Source organism: Ferrovibrio sp. GW821-FHT12B10 (assembly GCF_058807515.1).
In genome coordinates, this window is sequence record NZ_JBXAQT010000002.1 from 242,524 (window position 1) to 261,690 (window position 19,167).

General features: G+C 62.3%; 16 protein-coding genes and 1 tRNA gene. 2 read left to right on the forward strand and 15 right to left on the reverse strand.

What is annotated here, in order from left to right; genetic code table 11:
- Window positions 1-11 precede the first annotated feature (11 nt).
- Window positions 12-1,538 (forward strand): methyltransferase regulatory domain-containing protein, encoded by a 1,527-nt coding sequence (locus AC1RRT_RS18895; protein ID WP_493015436.1) that lies wholly within the window; start codon window positions 12-14, stop codon window positions 1,536-1,538.
- A gap of 71 nt (window positions 1,539-1,609) precedes the next feature.
- Here the strand turns inward: AC1RRT_RS18895 and AC1RRT_RS18900 are convergent, their stop codons facing one another.
- The 10 genes from AC1RRT_RS18900 to AC1RRT_RS18945 all read right to left on the reverse strand — a co-directional run bounded on the left by AC1RRT_RS18900 (window position 1,610) and on the right by AC1RRT_RS18945 (window position 11,200).
- Window positions 1,610-3,658 (reverse strand): B12-binding domain-containing radical SAM protein, encoded by a 2,049-nt coding sequence (locus AC1RRT_RS18900; RefSeq protein WP_493015437.1) that lies wholly within the window; start codon window positions 3,656-3,658, stop codon window positions 1,610-1,612.
- A gap of 241 nt (window positions 3,659-3,899) precedes the next feature.
- A tRNA-Ser gene (locus tag AC1RRT_RS18905) sits at window positions 3,900-3,992 on the reverse strand.
- A gap of 70 nt (window positions 3,993-4,062) precedes the next feature.
- Entirely contained in the window at window positions 4,063-4,584 is a 522-nt protein-coding gene (locus AC1RRT_RS18910) for a YbaK/EbsC family protein (RefSeq protein ID WP_493015438.1), read from the reverse strand.
- 2 nt (window positions 4,585-4,586) lie between these two features.
- The gene (locus tag AC1RRT_RS18915; RefSeq protein WP_493015439.1) at window positions 4,587-5,213 is read right to left on the reverse strand and encodes a glutathione binding-like protein; all 627 of its coding nucleotides are present in this window, start codon (window positions 5,211-5,213) and stop codon (window positions 4,587-4,589) included.
- A complete protein-coding gene (locus tag AC1RRT_RS18920) occupies window positions 5,210-5,650 on the reverse strand; it encodes a GNAT family N-acetyltransferase (protein ID WP_493015440.1) in 441 nt (146 codons plus the stop codon). Before AC1RRT_RS18920 ends, AC1RRT_RS18915 begins: the two co-directional genes overlap by 4 nt.
- A gap of 118 nt (window positions 5,651-5,768) precedes the next feature.
- Entirely contained in the window at window positions 5,769-6,473 is a 705-nt protein-coding gene (locus AC1RRT_RS18925) for a glutathione binding-like protein (RefSeq protein WP_493015441.1), read from the reverse strand.
- Between the two features lie 271 nt (window positions 6,474-6,744).
- The gene (locus AC1RRT_RS18930) at window positions 6,745-7,236 is read right to left on the reverse strand and encodes a hypothetical protein (RefSeq protein WP_493015443.1); all 492 of its coding nucleotides are present in this window, start codon (window positions 7,234-7,236) and stop codon (window positions 6,745-6,747) included.
- A gap of 121 nt (window positions 7,237-7,357) precedes the next feature.
- Complete coding sequence (locus AC1RRT_RS18935; protein ID WP_493015444.1) at window positions 7,358-7,573, reverse strand: hypothetical protein; 216 nt, start codon at window positions 7,571-7,573, stop codon at window positions 7,358-7,360.
- A gap of 107 nt (window positions 7,574-7,680) precedes the next feature.
- Window positions 7,681-9,747 (reverse strand): ATP-binding protein, encoded by a 2,067-nt coding sequence (locus AC1RRT_RS18940; RefSeq protein ID WP_493015445.1) that lies wholly within the window; start codon window positions 9,745-9,747, stop codon window positions 7,681-7,683.
- A gap of 205 nt (window positions 9,748-9,952) precedes the next feature.
- Complete coding sequence (locus AC1RRT_RS18945) at window positions 9,953-11,200, reverse strand: GAF domain-containing sensor histidine kinase (RefSeq protein WP_493015446.1); 1,248 nt, start codon at window positions 11,198-11,200, stop codon at window positions 9,953-9,955.
- Window positions 11,201-11,437: 237 nt separating this feature from the next.
- Here AC1RRT_RS18945 and AC1RRT_RS18950 point away from each other — a divergent pair, with 237 nt between their 5' ends.
- Window positions 11,438-12,427 (forward strand): Bug family tripartite tricarboxylate transporter substrate binding protein, encoded by a 990-nt coding sequence (locus AC1RRT_RS18950; RefSeq protein WP_493015447.1) that lies wholly within the window; start codon window positions 11,438-11,440, stop codon window positions 12,425-12,427.
- Here AC1RRT_RS18950 and AC1RRT_RS18955 read toward each other — a convergent pair.
- The 5 genes from AC1RRT_RS18955 to AC1RRT_RS18975 are packed head-to-tail and all read right to left on the reverse strand — an operon-like array spanning window position 12,424 to window position 19,074.
- Entirely contained in the window at window positions 12,424-13,458 is a 1,035-nt protein-coding gene (locus AC1RRT_RS18955) for a hypothetical protein (protein WP_493015448.1), read from the reverse strand. The genes AC1RRT_RS18950 and AC1RRT_RS18955 overlap by 4 nt on opposite strands.
- 53 nt (window positions 13,459-13,511) lie before the next feature.
- On the reverse strand, window positions 13,512-14,963 hold the full coding sequence (locus tag AC1RRT_RS18960) for an N-acyl-D-amino-acid deacylase family protein (RefSeq protein WP_493015449.1): 1,452 nt from the start codon (window positions 14,961-14,963) through the stop codon (window positions 13,512-13,514).
- 1 nt (window position 14,964) lies between these two features.
- Window positions 14,965-15,885 carry an NAD(P)-dependent oxidoreductase gene (locus AC1RRT_RS18965; protein WP_493015450.1) on the reverse strand — a complete coding sequence of 307 codons (921 nt, stop codon included), beginning with the start codon at window positions 15,883-15,885 and terminating at the stop codon, window positions 14,965-14,967.
- Window positions 15,886-15,900: 15 nt separating this feature from the next.
- A complete protein-coding gene (locus AC1RRT_RS18970) occupies window positions 15,901-16,797 on the reverse strand; it encodes a protein-methionine-sulfoxide reductase heme-binding subunit MsrQ (protein ID WP_493015451.1) in 897 nt (298 codons plus the stop codon).
- Window positions 16,798-16,827: 30 nt separating this feature from the next.
- Window positions 16,828-19,074 carry a PAS domain-containing sensor histidine kinase gene (locus tag AC1RRT_RS18975; RefSeq protein ID WP_493015452.1) on the reverse strand — a complete coding sequence of 749 codons (2,247 nt, stop codon included), beginning with the start codon at window positions 19,072-19,074 and terminating at the stop codon, window positions 16,828-16,830.
- Between the last annotated feature and the right edge of the window lie 93 nt (window positions 19,075-19,167).

Here is a 19,167-nt window from a genome sequence, read left to right on the forward strand (position 1 = left end):
GGGACGCTGCAGTGAACTGGGCCGAAGGTTATGTTGCCGATGTCGGATACACTCATGATTTCTACCGGGAACTGACGCCGGCCCTGCATCGATTCGCCCTGCTCTCTCGCGGCATCGAGGCCGGCGGAGATGCCAGCCGGTTCGCCTATTGCGAGCTGGGCTGCGGCCATGGTTTCAGCAGCCTGCTGCTGGCAGCCGCCCATCCGGAGAGCGAATTCCACGCCAACGACATCCTGCCCGGCCATATCGCCTATGTCCGCAAGCTGGCCCGCGACGCCGGCACCGGCAACGCCACCTTCTACGACGACTCCTTCGAGGATTTTGGCAAACGCAGCCTGCCTGCCTTCGACGTGATCGCCCTGCATGGCGTCTATAGCTGGATCTCGGAAGAGAACCGTCGTCACATCATCGCCTTCATCGCGCGCCATCTGAAGGTCGGCGGCATTGTCTACATCAGCTACAACTGCCATCCGGGCTGGGCGGCCATCAGCCCACTGCGCGACCTGATGACAATCTTCTCGGGCAACCCGACGGACCCGATCCTGCCGCGCGTCGACCGGGCGCTGGCCAAGATACAGGCGCTGTTCGACACCAACAGCGCCTACACCCAGAACAACCCGTCGCTGAAGAAGCGCTTCGAAAGTATTCTGCAGCAGTCACGCGCCTACGTCGCCCATGAGTATTTCAACCGCGACTGGACCGTATTCCATCATACCGATGTCGCGGGCGAGCTGCGGACCGCGAAGCTCGACTTCGCCACCACGGTGCAGATGATCGATCACCTTGATTCCTTCAACCTGACCCCGGAGCAGCAGGCGCTGCTGAACGACACCCCGAATGCCGACCAGCGCGAGGTCATGCACGACTTCATCGTGAACCGACAGTTCCGCCGCGACCTCTACACTAAGGGTGGCCTGCCGATCGACATTGCGGAGCGCAACGAACGCATCGCCAATACGCGCTTCGTGCTGACTACCATGCCGGCCGACATCCCCCGCACGCTGACCACCGTACGCGGATCACATAACGTCAACCCCACCGTCTTCGATCCGCTGGTCAACGCCTTTGCACGTGGACCACGCAGCATCCGCGAACTGGAACAGGACCCCGCCACCCGCGACCTCGGCGGCTTCCCGGTGCTGCTCGAGACCATCGTCATCCTGATCGCCGGCAATCACCTGCAGCCCTGCCTGGATGCCGCCGGCGTCGCGGCACGCAGAAAACACACGGCGGCTTTCAATACGGCGGTCATGCTGCGTGCCCATACCAGCAGCGAACTGAGCTTTCTCGCCTCGCCGGTCACCGGCGGCGGTTTCCACATCAACCGCTTCGAGCAGCTGTTCCTGCTGGCGCGCGAGCGCAAGCAGGCCGATCCGCCGGCGCTGGTGATGGAACTGCTGGTGGCACGCAACGAAGGCCTGAAGCGTGAGGGTAAGCTGCTGCGCACGGCCGAGGAAAACCTGGCTTACCTGCGCGAGCGCCACGCCGACTTCCTGCGGCGGCTGCCCCTGCTGCAGCAGCTCGGCATTGCCGCCTAATCGGCAGAACGCCCCTACCTGAGAGTAATATCCGCCGGCAGCACTCAGCCGGCGGCAGCCCTGATCTGGCCTTAAGTCACGGCTGGCTGCGCGTCAGGCGTCCACTGCGTTTCGTAATCGAACGAGTCGAAGGTCTTGGTCGTGCTCACCACTTCTTTCACACCACCGAACGAGAAATCATAGAAAAATTTCGCGCCATAACTAGACAGGGTGAGCGTCAGGCCCTGCAGGGGGTTTCCTTCGTAATTGAAGCGCTCCAATTCATATTCGATTGCGCGCAGAAATTTCTCTTGCAGCGTAAATGTGCCTACATTGTCGCCAGTATACTTGATAGCGGGGTAAATACCCGTCAGCGCGTCAATCAGCTTGTCGGAGAAGAGAACCTGCTTCTTGAGTTTCCGTTCATTTACGAAAATAGCCCGCTCCAGGCAGAATTTCACGAACTCGTCCCGAATGTCGGGATTACAGCCTCGCGCCAATACGCCTATGACGGCCGCAGCAAGATCGCGATTCATATAGAGGCGTGAGAGATACCTCAGGTTCAGCTTCAGATTTTCGTTTCCAAGGTATTTCTGGAAATTGGCCTGGAAATGAGCTTTTGCTTCATCTTCCGTATCGAACCACTCGGCACGCGCCTCAGCTTTATACTCTTCGATGAGCTCGCGTACTTCCTGCGGCAAATCCGGCGACATGAATTGCAGCAACGCATCGAGGGGGTTAATGCCCTGCGCGTGGAACAAATGGCGCAACAATGGCTGAGCCATACCTGAATTCCACATCGACCAACTCAAGAAGTGGACAAAGCGGAGCGTAAACATGTCTTCCTGAGACATAGTTGACGTTTCCACCACGCATTCTTCGATTTCAGCTATGGGCTCGCCGTCATAAATACCGGCGAATCCGGAGATAACCCGAAACTTCGTCTTGAGCTTGTACTTCTCGCGGTCCGCATCCGACTCCATCTCAGATCCGGGCAGCAGCCTGATCTGGCCAACGTTGAAATTCTCGAACCCCAACGCGAAGACCGTCCGCAACGTATTGAAATGACTCTCCAGGCTCTCGCCCGGAAGGCCCGCCAACACGTCGGTCGTCATTGCAAGGCCGTCCTTTTTGGCCTGATCAAGAAGATCCGTCATGGTGGTCATCTTGATATTGTCGCGCTTGATTTCCTTCAGCACATGCGGGTCGGTCGTCTGCACGGCAACCAACGTGTCGGAAAGACCGACTAGAATTTTCTGAATTTCAACGCAGTGCTTGGACGAGTTCTTGGCCCATTGAATAATCACACGCTGCAGGTAAGGGCTTTTATCGGCATGAACTCGGATCGCCTTAGCGATCTCCACGTCACGCTCGAACATCCCGAAGTTGGCATCCGTGAAATACCAAAGCGAGGCCTTGGAGCGGGCCGAGATGTAATCGAACTCCGCCAGAATGCGATCCAGATCGAAGCGCCGGACTTTATCCAGCGCCGCAATGCCCCAGACGCAGAATGTGCAGGCAAAGGGGCAGCCCCGGTTCGTCTCAAGCAAAGGCAGGTACGACGGCGAGGCGAGAAAATCATCGAGCATTCCCGACAGATAGGGTGATGGCATGCCAGCCAACTCGTCCTTCTCCATCTTCCGCTCGGCATACACCAGCTCGCCATCGCGCAGGAAGGCAACGCCGGGAAGTTCCGGGCAGTTTTCACGGCTCATGTCCCCAGTGGCAAGCATATGCCCGACCAGCGCCGCAGTGGGAAACTCCCCTTCCAGCATGGCGTAATAGTCAACGCCCGGCATGGATTCCAAATAGGTCTTGATACCAGCCCGATCGACACGGATATGGGGGCCGCCCTGCAGAACGACTGTATGAGGAAACTCCGCCTTGACCCGCCTGACCACAGCCTTGTTGATCTCGCAGTTCCAGGAATAATTCGACAGGCCCAGAATATCCGGCCCGCCCTGCTTCCTAATCGCTTCGATCAACTCACCCGGGGATTTGAAAAGCTTAATCTCGACGTTGGCTCCAAAGCGTTCCTTCAGATACGCGCCGATGAACCCTATACCCAAGGGGGCGCAATAATATTCAGGGCGATAATCGTGAACGAGATCGCCAAGAAATATCTGCAGGGGACGACCCATGATTCGCAACCTTTAGTAAGCGGAATGGCAGGAATGTATAAAGGAAGACTGGCTGATACAACAAGAGATATTTTGTCTGTCACGCAGCTAAAGTGTTTGTTTTTAAATACTTTTCTAAGCATTTTTCGCTTTAGAAATGGCGGGAAAAAGCGGTTTTTAACGGCGCCTTCCAGCTTTCAACTTATGCGAGCTTTAGACTGCCGTAATGCCGCATAAGAGGGATAAAAAGTAAAAAAGGAAATGGCGGAGGAGGCGGGATTCGAACCCGCGGTACGACTTGACATCGTACGGTGATTTAGCAAACCACTGCCTTCAGCCACTCGGCCACCCCTCCGCACGTGAGTGGGTATTAACACAGTGTATGCGGGGGCTGTTCTAAGGGGCCGGGTGTGGCCTGTCAACGCTCAAGCCTTTGCCAGATCGGCGGCCTCCACTCCGCCGGTCCAGTCCAGCAATTCCCCGTAAGACAAGGGAAATACGGCATAGGGATGACCGGCTGCCGCATGCAGCAGCGGGAAGCGCTTGAGGCTGGCATCGATGGCGACGGGCAGCTTTTCCGCATGGGCCAACGGCGACACGCCACCGATGGCGAAACCGGTCGCCCGGCGTACCAGATCGGCATCGGCCCGGCCCGGCGTCGCGCCCAGCCCCAATGCCCGCCCCAGCGCCGCGACATCGCACTGGCGGTCGCCTGCCACCAGCGCCATGACCGGGCGCTTTTCTCCGTTCTGGCCCTCATGGGCGAAGACGAGCGACTTCACGATGGCGCCAACATCGCAGCCCAGCGCGGCCGCGGCCTCGGCCGCCGTGCGCGCCGCGCCATCCAGCGCGATCACTCGCTCCCCCGCCCCGCGCGCGACCAGCGCCTCGCGCACCCGCTTCACCGAAGCGTTCTCCAGAATAGCGCCTGATTCAGTCGGAGCCACGGTCAGGGAACCTCGAAGCCCCGCTGCACGGCCGGACGCGCCATCAGGCTGTCGAACCAGCGCTTCACATTGGGATAGGTCGCCCAGTCGATGCTGTGCCATTCCCAGCGCGCCGCCCAGGGCAGGATGGCCATGTCGGCGATGGTGTAATCCTTGCCCGAGACAAACTCGTTCTTCGCCAACTGGCCGTCGAGCACCTTGTAGAGACGCGCGGTCTCGGTGGTGAAGCGCTCGATGGCGTAGGGAATCTTCTCTTTCGCAAAGCGGCCGAAGTGATGAAGCTGCCCCGGCATCGGACCGAAGCCGCCCATCTGCCACATCAGCCACTGCAGCGCCTGCATGCGCGCCTTGGCATCGCTGGGCAGGAACTTGCCGCTCTTCTCGGCCAGATAGATCAGGATCGCGCCGGACTCGAACACGCTGACCGGATCCTTGCCATAGGCCGCCGGCGGCTCATGATCGACAATGGCCGGAATCTTGTTGTTGGGATTGACCTTCAGAAAGTCTGGAGCGAACTGCTCGTCCTTGGAGATGTTGATCGGGAAAGCCTGATACTTCAGGCCGGTCTCTTCCAGCATCACGGAAATCTTGCGGCCGTTCGGCGTGCCCCAGGTATAGAAATCGATCACGGCTTGATCCTCTTCAGGAAATGGAATGAGCTGATGACAAAGCGTTCGCGCAGATAGAAGCGATGCGCATCCACCCGCTGGGTGCCACTGTCGAGATCGACGGCTGCAAAGCCTTCCGCTTTCGCCAGAGCGTCCAACCAGTCTAGCAGCGCCTTGCCGTGACCGCCCGAGCGCCGGTCGGCCAGCGTCACCAGATCGTCGACATAGATCACCTTGCCATGCACCAGACGGGTCTGGCGGCGGAATCCCATGCAGCCGGCCGGCTTGCCGTCAGCATCGGCGGAATAGACCAGCACATAGCCTTCCGACTGCTGCTGCCGCACGCGCGACACCAGCTCGGCGGCGTCCTTCAGATGCGGCCGCAGGTCGTGCATCACCGGGAAACAGGCGGCGATCTGATCATCGCTCTCGGCGATATGAATATTTGGTTTGGTCATCTCTAATGCTAACTCCCATGTCATGCCCGGGCTTGGCCCGGGCATCCACGTGTTGTTTTCGACGGTCGTGAAGACGTGGATGGCCGGAACACGTCCGGCCATGACACAAAGGTTGGCGTTACCCCTTCACCACACTGGCGGTCTGGCCGAACAGCACCTTCTTGGCCTCTTCCGTCATCACCGGGATACCCTGGTTGATCGCCTTGCCCTTCTCGTAGGCGATCTTGGTGGCCGGGCGCGCCCAGATGCTGTCGAACCAGCGCTTCAGGTTTGGAAAATCTTCCAGCTTCTGGCTCTGGCGTTCATGCGGCACGATCCAGGGATAGCTCATCATGTCAGCAATCGTGTAGTCGTCGCCGCAGATGAAGGCACGGCTTTCCAGGCGCTTGTTCAGCACGCCATAGAGCCGGTTCGTCTCGTTGACATAGCGGTTGATCGCATACTCGATCTTCTCCGGCGCGTATTGCGTGAAATGGTGGTTCTGCCCGCACATGGGCCCGAGGCCGCCCATCTGCCACATCACCCATTCGGTGCAGGCGACGCGGCCGCGCAGGTCCTGCGGGATGAACTTTTTATACTTGTCGGCAAGATAGAGCAGGATCGCGCCGCTCTCGAACACGCTGATCGGCGCGCCGCCATCGAGCGGCTTCTGGTCGACGATCGCCGGCATGCGGTTGTTGGGCGAGATCTTCAGGAAGTCGGGCTTGAACTGCTCGCCCTTGCCGATGGCGACCGGCTTGATCGTGTACTCGACGCCGGCTTCTTCCAGGAACAGGGTGATCTTGTGGCCGTTGGGGGTCGGCCAGTAATACAGATCGATCATGAGCGGGCTCCGCGCTGAAGGCGTCACGTGGGAAGAGGTGACGGAAGGATGGTGCATCGGATTGCGCCGGGCAAGACGCACAGCCACCCGAATTCTGGGCGAAGTAGAACGGGAACAGGGACTTATCAAACCAATGTGACGCCACGACTAGCCCATGTAGAGCCAGTTGCCATGCCGGTTGGCGACCAGTTGAAGCCAGTTCGAGCCAGTTGCGTCCAGTTGATGGCCAGTTGCAGCCGGTTCCCCACCGGTAACAGCCAGTCTTGTCCGGCTATTTGCGCTGCTTGGGCGTCGCCACATCGCCATACCAGCCACCGATACCGCTCACCAGGCTGGGCACCGTGCCGAGATTGAGCTTCTCAGCGAGCCAGAGCAGCGCCCGCGCATCGAGCTTTTCGCTATAGCGTTCGATCTGGCCTACCGTGCGCTCGCCCAGCTGGCGGAAGCGCAGGGTCGTCTGCAGGGTCAGCCGGTCATGCGCCATCTGGATGCGGGCCTGGAACTTCCGGCTGCGCTTCAGATTGCGCCAGATGCGGGCCGGCGGGCAGCCCAGCAGCCGCGCCACCTCCTCCACACTCCGGCCAGCGGCCAACTGGGCAGCAGCATAGCCCCAATCCAGAAACTGGCCGGGCGCCGGCGGGCGGATATGACGGACGCCAGGACTATCGGGTGGGATGGCGCCCCGTTGCGGCATGGCAGGCTGCGCGGCCTCTGGCCAGTCGCGCCAGTTCTCGTCTTTGAAGGGATCGGTTTCAGTGGCCATGACTATCTCCATATGGGTAAATAGTCACAGTATATGTTCTTTTATTGTTCCTTTCAAGATCGAAGAAAATAAGCTCATTCGATGAATAAGATACGACTGACACTAAATTGTAATTGAATGATTATCCGATCAGTTCGCGTAGCTTTTTCTCAAGCTGCGCCGGCACCGGATCGACCCCCTTCAACATCAGGCTGAGATTGACCCGCGGCACGCCCACCCGCGTCGCCAGGCCTTCCAGATTGGTGCCAGACGCCGTGCACCAGCGCATGACCAGCAGATCGCTGTCGCGCGGAAAATAGCGGGCGTTACCCACGACTTTGGTTTCTGGAAGCTGCATTGTCCCCACCCCCCGGTCGAGAATCCGTCTACTGAGTAGACGATATTGCAGTGCAAAAGACAACCAGACTTAGTTGCAGGGAAGCTACTGGCTCGCTCGCTCGGGGATCAGGACACCATACGCGCCGCCGGCAGGCGGACCGAGACCACAGTCCCCACGCCCAGCTGGCTCTCGATCCAGAGCGTGCCGCCATGCAACTCGGCCAATTGCCGGGTCAGGGCGAGGCCGAGGCCAGTGCCCTGCAGGCTGCGATTACGGTCATGATCGATCTGGGTGAACGGCTGCAAGATCAGGTCGAGATTATCGGGCGCGATGCCGATGCCGGTATCGCGCACCGCCAGAATCAGGTTGCCGTCGGTATCGAAGCTCGCCGTCACATCGATGCGCCCGCCGGACGGCGTGTACTTGATCGCGTTACCCAGCAGGTTGATCAGGATCTGGCGGATGCGCCGCTCGTCGCAGAGCAGATGAATGCCGGGGCTGACATCCGTACTGATCGTGAGCCCGGCGCTTTCGGCCTGCAGGGCCAGCATCTGGATGGTGAACTGCACCATCTCGGCCAGGTTGGCGACCTCTTCATGCAGTTCCAGATGGCCAGCCTCGATCTTGGCATGGTCGAGAATGTCATTGATCAGTTGCAGCAGATGCTCGCCGCTGACCTTGATGTCGGTCGCGTAACCAACATAGCGTTGGTTGCCGAGGGGGCCGAACAGCTGACGCGCCAGCAGATCGGAGAAGCCGATCACCGCATTCAGTGGCGTGCGCAATTCATGGCTCATGCCCGACAGGAAGTTCGACTTGGCACGGCTGGCCAGTTCGGCCGCCTCCTTGGCGCGTGCCAGTTGCATCTCGATGATCTTGCGGCTGCTGATGTCGCGTGTGCTGGCCATGATCTCGACGGGCTCACCGGTGACGTCGCTGAGGACGCGGAAGGCGACTTCCAGCCAGACATAATGCCCGTTGCTATGCCGGCCCCTATAGATCAGGGTGGCGCGCGCATCGGGAGCATTAAGGTCCCGCATCGCCTGTTCGACCAGGACCTGATCGTCGGGATGTACCAGATCGAGAAAACTGCTGCCCAGGAGATCGTTGGGTTCGTATCCCAACATGTCGCGGCTGGCTGGCGAGACATAGAGGCGGCGGCCATCGAGGGTGGTGCGAACGATGATGTCGGTCGCGGCCTCGGCGATCTGTTCATACTGCCGCGCCGCATCCGCGACAGCCTGCTCGGCTCGGTCGCGCCGGCGCAGCAGGATCAGTGACAACAGACCCAGCGCGGCGATGAAGACACTGGCCGCCAGCGCCAGGGCGATATTGATGCGCAGCGTGTTTTCCCATCCGGCCAGCACATCTCTCTCAGCCCGACCAACGGTGATCAGTAGCGGGAAATCCTCGATCTTGCGCCAGACCAGAACCCGCATGACGCCGTCATAGACCGAGGGGCCATAGAGGCGACCGGTAACCTCGTTCGCCGGTACCTGCCGGAAAATGGTGGAGACATCGCGCGCGTAGTTGCTGTCATCGAACGGCCTGCGGATCAGAAGCTGACCGCCCTCGAGATAGAGGGAAATCTGGCCGGTGCGCCCCACATTCAGGGTCTCGTAGAAGCTCTGGAAATAATCCGAATCGATGGAGGCAAGCACCACACCGCCAAAACTGCCATCGGGATTGTTGTAGCGACGCGTGAGGGCGATCGTCCAGGTGCCGGACAGGCGGCTGCGCACAGGCGCGTTGATACGCATGCTGCGGTCGGGGTTGTCGCGGTGGTAAATGAAATAGTTGCGGTCGCCATTGCTATAGGTCGGCAGATCCTTCAGCGACGATGCGATCCAGTTTCCCTGGGCGTCGAACAATCCCAATTCACGCACCACGCGAGAATCCCGCACATGACTCGTCAGAATGCGCTTCAGGCGCGCCAGCGAGGCGGCGCCCGTGCCATCCGACTCTACATGCTCAATGGCGTCGGCGAGGACCAACTGGGGGCTGGCGAAAGTGCGCGCGGCATGCTGGCTCAGCGACAGCACCAGATCGTCGGCCTGGGCATAGCCCTGCTCCAGGGCCAGGCTGCGCGCTTGCCAGCCATTCCAGGCGACGAAGGCGGGAGGCATCAGACAGGCAATCACCACGAACAGGGCCAGCAGTGCGCCCGGCGATGCCCATTGGGACGAGGTCATGCCCCCGGTCGTTCTGATGCCCTGCTGTCCCATTGTCTGGAAGTCTAAACGGCCACTGGTTCGAAGCCAGCGCTGTTTGCCCTTTCAGGGAGCCTGGGAGCAGAGTTTCCCTGTGACAAGGAGCGGCATTCCGAGTCAGGTCTACTCAGAGATGCGACTGCGTCGATATCCACAATTTGCGATGCGACGGGCATATCGCGGCAGGTCAGCCCTGCTGCTGGCGCAGGCGAATCCAGAAGGTGCTGCCCTCGCCTTCCCGGCTTTCGAAACCGATCTGGCCATCCATGGCTTCGGTCAGCCGGCGGGCGATCGACAGGCCAAGGCCGACACCGGCGACATTGGTGCCCTCGCGCCCCAGACGGTTGAAACTCTGGAAGGCCTCGGCCTGACGGCTGGCGGGAATGCCAGGGCCGGTATCGCGGACATAGAAGCGGACCATGCCGTGCTCGGCATCGGAGCCGAATTCGACGCGGCCACCGCAGGGGGTGAACTTGAAGGCATTGTCCAGCAGGTTGCGTAGCACCGTGATGACAGCGTCGCGCTGGCAGATGACCTTGTAATCCTGCTCGTCGCGCAGGCGGAAGGTGATCTTGCGCGCCATCGCCGTGCCGGTGTACTCGCAATCGAGGTCGTCGAGCAGATCGTTGCTGCTCTGGGTCACCATGCTGGCGCGAATGGCTTCTTCGTCCAACTGGGCCAGCGTCAGCATGCCCTTGGTCAGGTTCAGCAGAGTCTGACCGGCGGTCTCGATGGCATTGACATATTCATGCTGCTCGCCATTCAGCGGCACGCCGGTGTGCAGGCGCAGGACCTGGGCAAAGCCGAGAATGGCGTTCAGCGGTGTGCGGAATTCATGGCTCATCGACTGCAGGAAGGTGGTCTTGCTGCGATTGGCGGCCTGCTGGCGCTCCATGGCGCCCTGCAGATGGCGTTCGGTGCGATGCAATTCCAGCAGATCGGAAGCCATGCCTGCCAGCGCGATCAGATCTTCCTGATCGTCCGGCAGGAAGCTGCGCGGCTCGTAATCCATGATGCAGAAGGTGCCGAGCGGATGGCCGCTTTTCGAAATCAGCGGCACGCCGGCGTAGAAGCGGATGCCGTGGCCGGTGACTAGACCGTTGCGGCTGAACTGCGGATGGCTGGCCGTATCGCAGACCACGAAAGGTGCGTTGTCGAGGATGGCATGTGAGCAGAAGGAGGTCATGCCACGCGGCGTCTGCACGACATCCAGACCAGCCTTGGACTTGAACCACTGGCGTTCGGCATCGACGAGCGAGATCGCGGCAACCGGAATATCGAACTGCCGACGCGCGAAGGCGGTCAGCCGGTCAAACCGCGGGTCGGCCGGCGTGTCGAGAATGCCATGCGCCACAAGATCGGCCAGACGCTCGGCTTCGGTGGGAAGCAGCGGCGGGGCAGCGGGAAGCTGGGACTGAAGGGGCAGCACGGTCACGAGCGGTATCCGGCGTTGTTCGACCGCCGCTGTAGCACCTGGATCAGATTCGGTCGGCTAAATATCCGGTAACGCAGGGGCGAGAGTGATCACGATTGCCTAAAGGCCCCCGGCCAGGCCATGGCCCGGCACGCAAGGCGTGCATCAGACCCCCTGCTGCACGTTCTACTTTCCGCTTGTCCGCGTCCGCATACTGAGCAAGGCTGGAGGCATAAAAACCGCATAACGGAGGATGTCTTGAATACCACGCGTCGTGATCTGCTGCAGGCCGCTGCCGCCCTGTCCGCCCTCAGCCTCCTGCCCGCCAGCCGCGCCCTTGCCGCCGGCTGGCCCGACAAGCCGGTGAAGATCGTCGTGCCCTACCCGGCCGGTGGGTCGACCGACGTGCTGACCCGCATCCTCGCCGAAGAGCTGAAGGTCAAATTCGGCCAACCCTTCCTGATCGACAACCGCGCCGGCGCCGGCGGCAATATCGGCATCGACGCCGTGGCCAAGAGCGCGCCGGACGGCTACACGCTGGGCTCGGCGACCATCGGGCATTTCTCGATCAACCAGTATCTCTATTCCAAGATGAGCTGGGATGCCGACAAGGATATCCTGCCGGTCTCGATGACCTGGGAGCTGCCCAATGTCGCCGTGGTGCCGGCCGAGCATGTGCCGGCCAAGACGCTGAAGGAATTCATCACCTGGGCCAAGGCGCGCCCGGCCGGCATTTCCTACGGCAGCCCCGGCATCGGCACCACGCCGCATCTCTCGGGCGTGCTGTTCTGCCAGCGCGCCGGCCTGAAGGGCGAGCATGTGCCCTTCCGCGGCGCGGCGCAGACCATTCCGGCGATGCTGTCGGGCGACGTGCATATCGCCGTCGACAACCTGGCCTCCTACATCCCCTTCATCCAGTCGGGCAAGCTGCGCGCGCTGGCGGTGACGTCGGCCGACCGCTGGCCCACCATGCCCGATATCCCGACCATGGCGCAGGCCGGCATGGACGATTTCGTCGTCACTTCCTGGGCCGCCTTCGTGGTGCCTGCCGGCACGCCGAAGGAGATCGTCGCGGCGCTGTCGCAGGCGCTGCAGGACATCGCCAAGAAGCCCGAGATCCAGGAGAAGTTCCTGACCACCGGCGCGAAAAGCCTGGGCAGCACACCCGAGGTGGTCACCGCGCGCGGCGTGAAGGAACGCCCGATGTGGAAAAGCGTGGTTGAAAGCTCCGGCGCCCGGCAGGATTAAGGCGCAGCATCCAGCCAGGCGATCACCGGGCAGTTGATGACGAAACCGGCAGGCTGCATCGGCTCACCATGCGGACCTGTGAGTGTCTTGGCGGCTGCGAGCTTGTAGATATCGGCCTGGGCCGTCAACGCCGGGCCGGCCCCACCATTCCACACCACCGGCGTCACGCTCCACAGCGGCGAATAACCGCTGGCGGTCTTACCGGTGGGGAATGCCGTCAAGATATTGCGCGCGCTTCCGATCTGCGCGGCAGCGCCAAGCGTCGCCTCGACATCGGTGCGTCCATCCAGCAGGACGTAGCTGAGCCCCTGGGCCTGCGCATTACCTGCACCGCGCTGGCCGTTGACAATAGCGATCAGGCCGATATCGCCCTCGCCTTCGCCCAGCCGCGGCACATAGGTGGCGCGCTCCAGCACGGCGGCAGCCTCATCGGAGGCCTCGGTGCTGATATAGACCACGGCACGCCCCTCGGCGAAGCCGTGGCTGAGCAGCAGCGTGACCCGGCCGCGCTGCGGCTCGATGGCGAGCACACGGTCCATCACATTGCTATGCAAGGCCACATCGAAAGGTCCGTCACCGACGGCGACGATCGGTGCATTGAGGACCGTGGTCTCGCCGGCAATGCGGATGAAGGGCGAATAGCCTGCCGGCGCGGTAGCGCCCGGACTGGCGCCGACCGGCGGGAAACCCTGCGGCCCGACGGTGAGCCGGCGCAGCGGACCGAAATCGGGTGCGACCGGGAAAATCAGTCGCTCACCCTGCCGGCGGACCTCCTGCACATGCCCGACACGGGCCAGCAGCGGCGCATGCACCACGCCGCGCCGGACGGCATCGGCCTTATCGGATGAGTCTGTCACGATGTACCAGACGGTCTTGCCGCCAGCTTCACCGCGATAGAGCGGCATGACAACGGTGTTGGCCACTGGATCGACGCTGAAGACGGAGGGTACGACGATCTGGCTGCGCGGCAGGTCGGCAGCCATCAGCGGGGCGCTAAAGAACAGAAACGGCAGGATCAGGAAGCGTGTCATGGCCAACAAGCTAAATCATGCTGTGCCGACGGCCACAAACGTTTCCGTGAACCTCAATGCTGCCGCGTCACCAGCCGGCCATGGGCGGCGCCGGTGACGCCCTTGCCGCCAATGTAAGACGACACGCCGTTCACCCAGACTTCCGTGATCCCGCGCGCCGGCTGGATCGGCTTGGTGAAAGTCGCCGTGTCGATCACGGTTTCCGGATCGAACAGAACCAGGTCGGCGAAAGCGCCCGCGCGGATCGCGCCGCGGTCCTGCATGCCGAAGACGCGCGCGGTCAGCCCGGTCATCTTGTGCACGGCGGCTTCCAGCTTCAGCAGCTTCAGGTCACGGCTGTAATGCCCGAGCACGCGCGGGAAGGTGCCCCACAGGCGCGGATGCGGCATGTCATTTGACGGCAATCCGTCCGAACCGATCATGCTGCGCGGATGCGCGATGATCCGCTGCACGTCATCCTCATGCATCATGAAATAGATGGCGGCGGCCGGCAGCAGCCGCTTGGCCGCCGTGACGATGTCGGTGCCCCATTCTTTTGCAATATCCGCCAGCATGCGGCCGCGCATCTCGGGATAAGCCTCCGACGAGGCGATCTGCACCGCCATGTCATCTCTGAGACGGTCCGGCAGCAGCGCCGTCGAGCTGGCCGCGTAAGGATAGACGTCGAAATCGACGGTCTGCTCTTTTGCTGCCTTGTCGATCAGCGCCAGCGTCTCGACCGAACGACCATGGTTTTCCGGATTGGTGCATTTGTGATGGCTGATCACCACGGCGGAGCCGCTGTCGCGGCCGATCTTCAGCGTCTCCTGGATGCTGTCGACCACGCCATCGGCCTCGTCCCGCATATGGGTCACATACAGCCCGCCGCGCGCGCGCAGCGCCTCGGCCACCGCGATCACTTCAGAGGTCGGCGCGGCGCGGCTCGGCGGATACCACAAACCGGACGACAAGCCGGAGGCGCCCTGGTCGAGCGATTCCATCAGCCGCTGCTGCATCTGCGCGGCTTCCTTGTCGGTGGCGGCGCGCTGCACGTCATGATCCATCGCCACCACGCGCAGCGACATATGCCCGACCAGCGCATAGACATTGGTGGCTGGCGGCGTCTTGCGCAAAGCCTCGGCATAGTCACCAAAACTGGGAAACGCCCAGGCGCTTTCGGTGCCGACCAGATCGAGCGGCGGTGGCGGGCGCTTCGTCATGGTGGCCGGCGCCAGGCTGATGCCGCAGTTGCCGACCACGACGCTTGTGACGCCCTGGCTGAGCTTACAATGCATGCATTCCGGCCCGTGCAGGACCGCGCCGTCGTCATGGGTATGGGCATCGATGAAGCCCGGCGCCAGCGCTAGGCCTTTCGCGTCGACCTCGCGGTCGGCCGAACTGCCGCCCAGATCGCCGACACCGAGGATACGGTCGCCGCTGACCCCGACATCGCCCGTTACGGGCGGCGCCCCACTGCCGTCGTAGATGCGGGCGTTGCGGATGGCGAGGTCATAGCGGCGGGTCATGCTATTTGCCTTCCTTCGCAATGCGGCGGGTATGGCTTAGCGCCGCGTTGATCAGGTTGTCACTGGCCTCGGGCGTGCGGAAGGCCGAATGGGCCGAGAGCGTGACATTGTCCAGCGTGGTCAGCGCATGGCCCGCCGGCATCGGTTCGACATCGAAGACATCGAGGCCGGCATGCCCGATCTGACCGGATTTGAGCGCCGCGATCATCGCCGCCTCGTCCACCGTGGCGCCGCGCGCCGTGTTGATCAGGATCGCACCCTTCTTCATCTTCGCGATGCGGGCCGCCGACAGGAAACCGCGCGTCTCGTCATTGAGCAGCAGATGCATCGAAACGACGTCGCTCTTGGCCAGCAGGTCGTCGATTTCGGTGAAGGTGACGCCGGCCGGCGCATCCTTCTTGCTGCGGTTCCAGGCCAGCACGGTCATGCCGGCGCCCAGGCAGAGCCGCGCCATCTCGGCCGCGATGCCGCCATAGCCGATCAGGCCAACGGTCTTGCCGGTGAGCTGCTTGCCATCCAGCCGCAGCCAGTTGCCGGCGCGCATCTGGCCGTCCATGCGGGCGAAGCCCTTGGCCGAGGCCCACATCAGCGCAAACGCGCATTCGGCCACGGCGGTGTCGCCGTAACCCTTGATCAGATGGACCTGGATGCCGAGATCGGCCAGCTCCTCGATATTCATGTAGCTGCGCGCCCCGGTGCCCAGGAACACCACGTGCTTCAGCGCCTTGCACTGCTTGGCGATCTCGGTGGGGAGAGCGGTGTGGTCGACCCAGATCACCGCGGCATCGCCGATCACGGCGGGCAGTTCGGCCGGCTTCACATCGGGCTGGCGATTGACGGTGACGGCGGGGTCGGTGGGAAGACGCAGGCTTTCGGCCAGATCACCAAGGGTGGCGTTGGCATCGACGAAGACAGCACGCACGGGACACTCGCTTTTTCAGGTTCGACGAGCCCGTATTGTGGCGGCGGCGGCGGCCAGTGTCACCCCCGCGGCGCAGACGAAAACCCATATCCCGGGCCGCAGCCCCATCTCGATCGACAGATTGGCTTCAAGCACGCGAGGCACGAAGGCCACACCGGCTTTCCACCCGAAGTAGGCTGCCTCCCCCGCCACGGTCAGCAGGCTCGCAACCAGACCGAGGACAGCCACGGCCCAGAGCGCCAGCGCGGCGCCCTGCGGCCTAAATTTGCGCCAAAGCCGATAGCCCAGCAGCCAGGTCAGGAAGCCGATCAGCAGCAGCGGCTGGAAGATATCGGCCTTCACCTGCAGGAAATAATGCCACAGCCCGAGCGACGCGGCCGGGAAGACCAGATAATGCAGCAACTGCCAGCGGCGGCCGCCGAGCCGGCGCAGCATGCCGTCGGTCGAGGTGGCCAGCAGGAGCATCAGCATGATCAGGCCGACCAGTCCGATGATCAGGTAATTGGCCTTGGCGATCTCAAGCACGATGCGGTTGAGGTCGAAGGCCAGGTTGGCCATGAACAGGATGAAATGCGTGAGCAGATATAGCGCGGCAGCGACACCGGTCATGCGGCGGAGCATGGCCATGCGGTTCCAGCGCGTGAGCTGGCGCATCGGCGTGATGCTGAGCCCGACCAGCAGGATGCGGATGCCCCAGGTGCCGGTCTGCAGGGTGAGTTCGGTGATCGGGCGCGGCCCGAGATCGCTGCTGCCGGTTCGCCACAACAGCCAGAGCGCCGGCAGAAACAGCGCAGCGAGAACCACGGCCTTGAAGGGAACGAAGCGCCCGCCCTTGTCCTGCCAGGGCCAGCCCCGCTTCCAGGACGAAACGGACGCACGGGCGGTGGCGAAGACGGGAGCGGGACGGTCCAAACTGCGATCAGTCATGGTCGGTGATATAGCTCAGGGTGCAGCATCCTGCGGGAAACTTATCGTGAAGCGGCTGCCCTCGCCCAGTCGGCTGGACACCGCAATGGTTCCGCCCAGCACCTGGCTGACGAGATTGTAAACGATATGCAACCCAAGGCCGGTGCCGCCGGTGCCGCGCCGGGTGGTGAAGAAGGGATCGAAGACCCGCGGCAGGTCCTCGGCCGCGATACCATTTCCGTTGTCGCGGAAATCCACGACGATGCGCCCTTCGCGCGGCTTACTGATCTGGATTTCCAGCAGGCCAGGCTGCTCGCGTCCCTCGAAGCCGTGCTGCAGCGCGTTCATCACCAGGTTGGTGACGATCTGACCCAGCGCGCCCGGCCGGTTGCGGATCATCAGGTTCTCGCCACCCTGGATCACAACCTTGTGCGGCGTATGGCGCAGCGCGGGCGCCAGACTGAGCATGATCTCCTGCAGATATTCGCCGATGTCGAAATCGCGCAGCTCGTCGGTGGTCTGGTCTGCCGACACCTGCTTGAAGGCCTGGATCAGCCGGGCGGCGCGGGTCAGGTTGCCCTGCATGATGCGCGTCGCTTCCGTGGCGGTCTCGAGAAAATCCTCCATGTCACTGCGCTTGAGCTGGTCATCCTTGAAGCGCGCGGTGAGCTGGTCGACTTCCTCGGACAGATGCGAGGCGGCCGAGACGCCGATGCCCAGCGGCGTGGAAATCTCGTGACTCATGCCCGCCACCAGCGAACCCAGCGATGCCATCTTCTCGGCCAGGATCAGGCTGGCCTGGGCGCCGCGCAATTCGGCCAGTGCGCGTTCGGCCTCTTCCTTGGCACGGCGCAACTCGTCTTCCATGCGACGGCGCGCCGTGATGTTGGTACGCACCACCACCAGATCGCCCGATGGCGTCAGGCGTTCATGCACCAGGAACCATTCGCCTGCCACCGTGCGGATTTCGATCATCCGCTCAGGGATATGTCGGCGTGCCGGGCTGACGCTGTCGGTATTGCCGGATTCACGTTCGTCATGCACGAAGATCTTCTGCTGAACGCTACGCTCGACCAGCTCCTGGAAGGATTTTCCGACCGCCTGTTCGGCCGACAGGCCATAGAGCGCGGCAAACCGGCTGGAGCAGATCGAGATGCGGTCGCTGGCGTCATAGATGGCGAAACCGTCACCGGCCACCTCCACGGCATGGCGCAGGCGGCGATGCAGCGCATAACGCTCGGACGCGTCGCTGATGGTGACCGCCACAGAACGGTCGGGCAGCCGGTTCAGGGTGAATTCCAGCACATTGCCCGTGCTGGCATGGCGGATCGCGGCCCACTGGCCGGCGCCGCGCAGCAGGCGATCGATATGATATTTCACATCGCTGATTTCCAGGTCGCCAAAATCGCGACGGTCGATCATGAAGCGGATCAGCAGCTCATGGCTGTCGCCCGGATTGATCATGCCGGGCGGCAGGGCCAGCAGTTCGGCCGCACGGCGGTTGATGGTGTGAATCACGCCACCCGGATGGAACAGGATGACACCGACCTGCAGCGCGTCCAGCGCCCAGGCCTGATATTCGTTGCGCCGCCGCCCCTCCAGCCGCGCCAGTGTCAGCGCCTCGGTAACCCGTCGCGCCTCTTCCGACGCCATGTAGTTGCGTCGGCGCTCCAGTTTGAACTGGCGCATGCCGACGAAGCCGAGGCCATTACCGGCGAGCAGGAACAGCGTGAGGATGATGATTCCTTCTAGCCGCATATTCAGCCATGTAATCCCCATCAGCATCGTACCAATGGACAGGTACGCGGCATTCAGGATCACCGCGCCGGACGCGATCGGCATCAGCAGGAAGAAGACCAGCAAATAGGCGAAGGACAGCGGGCCGGAATTGAGCGTGGTCGGCGGGCTGATGAACCAGGTCATGAAGGTCAGCGTGGTGAGCCAGGCCATGCCGACCCCGCCGATGACATCCAGCTGGGCGCAGCTCGCGGCCCGCCGGACCATGATCTGATATCCTATGCCAGTCACCAGGGCCGCCACGCGCACGGCCAGAAGCTGCAGGAATATCTGGGTCGGCCCTGCCACCAGATAATCGCGGGCGGCCACCAGAACGAAGACGGTGGTGCCAGCGATGCCGCAGGCTTGCAGCATGTGCCGGACGGACTCGCGCTGCTGTTCACGGAACAGGCGTTCGGCCCGCCGGTCCCGAAATTCACCGGTCCAGTGGAAAATCCGCCGCTCGTCCGGTGTTTGCAGCAGTGATGAGAATGGCGTGTGCAGCATCAGCGCAGATCGACCCCCGGCACATTATGACCACCATGGTCGGCACCGGAAAGCCAGCCGGCAATTCTTGCCTAGTCCCGGCGGCTTCCCCCT